The 5,321-nt window shown below is 45.8% G+C and carries 4 protein-coding genes; all 4 read left to right on the forward strand.

Going from position 1 to position 5,321, the window contains the following annotated elements; genetic code table 11:
- The first annotated feature begins 73 nt into the window (after positions 1 to 73).
- A complete protein-coding gene (gene flhB / locus PHF27_RS13135) occupies positions 74 to 1,222 on the forward strand; it encodes a flagellar biosynthesis protein FlhB (protein ID WP_300070986.1) in 1,149 nt (382 codons plus the stop codon).
- A gap of 41 nt (positions 1,223 to 1,263) precedes the next feature.
- Positions 1,264 to 3,327: a flagellar biosynthesis protein FlhA gene (gene flhA / locus PHF27_RS13140; RefSeq protein WP_300070989.1), complete on the forward strand. Its 2,064-nt coding sequence runs from the start codon at positions 1,264 to 1,266 to the stop codon at positions 3,325 to 3,327.
- Position 3,328: 1 nt separating this feature from the next.
- Positions 3,329 to 4,507, forward strand: a complete 1,179-nt coding sequence (gene flhF, locus PHF27_RS13145; RefSeq protein WP_300070992.1) for a flagellar biosynthesis protein FlhF — start codon at positions 3,329 to 3,331, stop codon at positions 4,505 to 4,507.
- Positions 4,500 to 5,321: MinD/ParA family protein (locus PHF27_RS13150; protein ID WP_300070993.1), on the forward strand; the 822-nt coding region annotated here is incomplete at its 3' end. The genes flhF and PHF27_RS13150, both read left to right, overlap by 8 nt.

The raw sequence follows: 5,321 nt of genomic DNA on the forward strand, positions 1-5,321 counted from the left end.
AAAATTTTTATAGGCTTATTTGTCTTAACTCTTGTAATTCCTTTTTATATTTTATTTTTGGAAGTGGCGTTTAATGGCATGTATCAAGAAATGTACAAGATATTGCTCACGCTGCGCTGAACTTGAGCAGCAGGGACGAATCTCTTGGTCGTTTGATCTACAACTCTTTAATGAGGAAAAAACAGAAGACGCTACGCCCAAGCGGCTGCAGGAAGCGCGCGAAAAAGGCCAAGTTGCTAAAAGCACGGAAATTAATGCAACCGTCAGTATTATTTTGGCTTTTTTTGTGCTGCAAGTGCTGGGCAGTTTTATTTTTGAAGAACTAGGACTGTTTATGCGCCATGTTTACAGCAACTTCTCAACTCAGGACTTGACCTTTGTTGATTTGCAGCTTTTGTTCATCGAAGCTGTCCTAGTTATGTTGAAAACAGCTTTTCCCATTATGGCAACGTTGGCCTTTTCAGCTGTGGTTATGAATTTATTGCAAGTGGGTTTCATTTTTAGTTTGGAACCGTTAATGCCCAGCCTGGAAAAATTGGATCCTATTTCAGGAATGGGCCGGTTGATTTCTAAGCGTTCCTTGGTAGAATTGGCAAAGTCCTTATTTAAAGTAGGTGTAGTAGGCTTTTTTATTTATCGCGTTATTAAGCAGAACTTGCTGAATAACGCCATGCTGATTAATGCGGAGTTATGGGCGTCTTTAAAAGCTACTTCTTCGATGCTTTTAGGTATGGTTTTTGAAATTTGTGCAGTTATGTTGGTTTTGGCAGCATTAGATTTTCTGTATCAAAATTGGGAATATCGTCAAAATTTAAAAATGAGTAAGCATGATGTAAAGCAGGAATTTAAGCAAAGTGAAGGGGACCCGCAAATTAAGGGGAAGATCAAGGAACGGCAGCGGGCTATGGCTATGCAGCGGATGATGCAGGAAGTGCCCAAGGCTGATGTGGTTATAACAAATCCTACTCATTTTGCAGTGGCTTTGAAATACGACAATAAAGTGATGGCGGCGCCGCAAATCGTGGCGAAAGGCCAAGATTTTGTCGCGTTGCGCATCAAGGAAATTGCGAAAGAACATAAGGTAGTTGTTGTAGAAAACAAACCGTTGGCAAGAGCGTTGTACGCTTCTACCGAAGTGGGAGATGCGGTGCCTGCGGAACTATATAAATCAGTAGCTGAAGTTTTGGCGTACGTATACCGTCTGAAACGGCGTTTGTCGTAAAGAGCGCCTCCGTATTTTAACAGATAAGAAGAGGGGATATTGTGCCGAATCAAGGAACTATTTTACATCGAATTTTACGATATAGCGATATTATCATAGCAGTAGCAGTTGTGACGATCGTCGTTATGATGATTATACCCTTGCCTACTTTTTTGCTGGATATGCTCTTGGCTTTGAATATTTCATTGGCCCTAGTCATTGTTATGGTGGCTATTTATAATGAAGAGCCCTTGGACTTTTCCGTGTTTCCTTCGTTATTGCTATTAGCTACCTTATTCCGTCTGGCATTGAACGTATCGGCGACAAGATTGATTTTGCTGGAAGGCTATGCCGGAGAAGTGATTATGGCCTTCGGAAACTTTGTTGTCGGCGGTAATGCCGTGGTCGGTTTTATTGTATTCGTTATCTTGATTATCATTCAGTTTATCGTTATTACCAAAGGCGCTGAGCGTGTAGCGGAAGTAGCGGCGCGGTTTACTTTGGACGCGATGCCTGGTAAGCAAATGAGTATTGACGCTGATTTGAATTCTGGAACCATTAATGAGCAAGAAGCTAGGGATCGCCGTAAAAAAATACAGCGAGAAGCTGATTTTTATGGCGCTATGGATGGCGCCAGTAAGTTTGTAAAAGGCGATGCTATCGCGGCTATTGTTATCATTATCATTAATATTGTCGGCGGTTTTGTCATTGGCATGGTGCAGCGTAACTTGGAAATTACACAAGCGTTGCAGCAATACACCTTATTGACTGTCGGTGAAGGCCTTGTAAACCAGATTCCTGCCTTGTTAATTTCTACGGCAACCGGTATTGTGGTAACTAGAGCGGCATCGGACTCCAATTTGGGTCAAGATTTTGTCAGCCAATTATTTACCAACCAGCGGGTGTTTTTCATTGTATCTGCGGTGCTCTTGCTGCTGGCCTTAGTCCCAGGCCTGCCAACGCTGCCTTTTATTGGGTTGTCTCTGGCTACTTTTGGCGTAGGTTATATCTTGCGGCGATCCAGCCAATCGGCTGCAGTATCGGAAATCAGCCAGCAGGAGGAGCAGGAAAAAGAAGAAGTCAAAAAACCAGAAAATATTGTTGCTCTTTTGCAGGTAGATCCGATGGAATTGGAAATTGGTTATAGTTTGATTCCTATGGTTGATGCCAGTCAAGGCGGCGATTTATTAGACCGGATTGTGATGATTCGCCGTCAATGCGCTTTGGAAATGGGCTTAATTGTGCCAACCATACGAATTCGTGATAATATTCAGCTAAAACCTAATATCTATGTGATTAAGCTAAAAGGAATTGAAGTGGCTCGGGGAGAATTATTACTTGACCAGTTTTTGGCCATGAATTCCGGAACAGCGATGGAAACCATTCCAGGTATGGAAACCGTAGAGCCGGCTTTTGGCCTGCCGGCGCTTTGGATACAGGAAAGCAACCGGGAGCAGGCGGAACTGGCTGGCTACACCGTAGTAGATCCCATTTCCGTACTGACAACGCATTTGACGGAAGTGATCAAAAGCCATGCGTCGGAAATTCTTGGACGTCAGGAGACACAGACATTGGTAGATGCGGTGAAACAAAGTCATGCCGCGGTGGTGGAGGATTTGGTTCCTGCCATGCTGTCTGTGGGAGAATTGCAAAAGGTTTTGTGCAATCTGTTGCGAGAACGCATTTCCATACGGGATTTGGTTACTATTTTAGAAACATTAGGCGACTATGTCGCGATGACTAAAGACACAGAAATTCTTACTGAGTATGTCCGACAAGCCCTTGCTAGGCAAATTTCCAGGCAATATGCCGCTAATGGCACCTTGGTATGCCTGGCTGTGGATCAGGAGCTGGAGCAGCTGATTCTCGCCGGTGTGCAGCGCAGCGAGCAAGGAAGTTTTGTGGCGCTGGAGCCGCAAAAACTGCAGGCGCTTGTTAATTGCTTGAGCAAAGAGCTTCCTAAATTAACGGAAATCGGTTATCAGCCCATTGTGCTGGTTAGTCCCGGCTGCCGGTTGTATTTCCGCAAGCTAACGGAGCGGGTAGCTGAAAATCTTATAATTTTATCCTATGCAGAGTTAGAACCCAACGTGCAAATTCAAACACTTGGGATGGTGAAGGTGTAAATTGAGAGTACGAATTTTTACCGGTCAATCGGTACAAGAAGCAATGAATAAGGTGAAATTGGAATTGGGCAGGGAAGCAGTGATTTTACATACCCGTCGTTTCAAAACCGGAGGCATGTTGGGGCTTTTTGGCAATGAACGGGTAGAAGTCATGGCAGCCGTGGACGATGCTCTTTTAGAGACGCCTGCTGTCAAAACAGTTGTTGCTCCAGCAATGCCGACTGTTGCTGAGGTGATACCGCCGCAACAGACTCATGAGACCGTTGCGCCTGTGAGTGTTCCGCTGACACCTGCAAAAACCGCAGAACCAGAATGGAAGCAAGAACTGGCGGAGATGCGCTCTTTGTTGGAGCGCGCTTTGCATGAATCGAAGCAAGGCGCTGATGCCGTTGCTTCGGCGGCGGTAGAGAAGCTGCTACAAGCGGATGTCTTGCAACCAGTAGCGGAAAGTTTAGTCCGCCAAGATCCCGTTTTATATCAATGGAAAGGGACGCTTACGGAACCAGCTTTTACAGAGCGTCTGGAACGCTTGGTGGAGCAGGGCTTAGGCAAGGTTTCCGGCGTTGCCCTAAACGGCAGTGCGCCTCATGTCGTAGCGTTGCTAGGGCCGACTGGTGTTGGCAAAACAACGACGATAGCAAAGCTGGCGGCTTATTTTTCGCTGCAAAAGGGCATACGTGTTTCGTTAATTACTGCTGATACGTATCGTATATCTGCAGTAGAGCAGTTGAAGACGTATGCAGAAATAATGGGTTTGCAATTAGAAATTGTTTATGCGCCGCAGGAGCTTGCAAAAGCTTTGGCGAAATGTAAGGGAAGCCAATTAGTATTGCTGGATACGGCAGGGCGCAGCCCTAAGAATCAAGAACAGTTGGAAGAACTGCAACTGCTTCTGAGTCAAGTGCCGCAGGCGGAAAAACATTTGGTGCTGAGCTTGACTACCTGCAACCGAGACGCGCTGGAAATTGCCAAACGTTTTTCCGTTTGTTCGCCGGATAAAGTGTTGTTTACTAAATTGGATGAAGCGAGCCGGTGCGGTGTTATTTTAAATGTGCTGCAGCAATTTCCCATGAAATTGTCTTATGTAACCAATGGACAGAATGTTCCGGATGATTTGCAAATTGTATCGCCTGCCTGGCTGGCGAAAGAGTTGCTTAGGGGCGATGACGAACATGTATGATCAAGCGGCAAATTTGCGGCGCATCATGCAGCAGGCGCAGCCATCTGCTGCAGGGAAGCGCGAAGCTAGACAAGCGCGTGTCATTGCCGTTACCAGCGGCAAAGGGGGCGTGGGGAAAACCAATCTGACTGTTAACCTTGCGTTAGCTTTAAGTGAATTGGGGCAAAAAGTAGTTGTCATTGATGCAGATTTGGGAATGGCTAATGTAGATGTTTTGTTAGGAACAACTCCGAAACATACTTTGGTTCAATTGCTGGATGCAGATGTGCCAATTCAGGAAATTTTGTTGGAAGGTCCGGGGGGCATTCGTTTTTTACCCGGCGCCTCTGGCTTATATCGGCTTGCTAACTTGGAAGCTGGCCGTTGTCAATATTTATTGGAGCAGGTTGCGCTTTTGGATGAATGGGCTGACTATATTTTGTTGGATACAGGAGCCGGTATTGGTCAGACTGTATTGCAGTTTGTATTGGCGGCGGATGAAATTGTCTTGGTAACTACGCCAGAGCCAACAGCGCTCACCGACGCATACGGAATGCTAAAAACCTATTTGGCGCATCAAGGCAGCGCTCGCATTCATGTTATTATCAATCGGGCTCTTGATGAAGCCGAAGGGTTTTCGGTATTGCGTAAATTTTCGTTGGCCTGCGAACGCTTTTTGACGATTCGCTTGGAGCATTTGGGGATTGTCTGTGATGATCGCCAGGTTTTGCAGGCTGTGCGTCAGCAAGTTCCATTTTTCCTTGCGTATCCGAATGGAGTGGCTACGCAGAACCTGCGGCATATTGCAGCTCAATTGCAGCAGGAAAAAGTAATG

Origin of the sequence: Anaeromusa sp. (assembly GCF_028691475.1) — a bacterium.
Classification (GTDB): Bacteria; Bacillota; Negativicutes; order Anaeromusales; family Anaeromusaceae; genus Anaeromusa.

Bases quoted from the DNA above. Each gene is read 5' to 3' on its own strand.
- flhB (WP_300070986.1), top strand. From the start codon at position 74: ATGGCATGTATCAAGAAATGTACAAGATATTGCTCACGCTGCGCTGAA.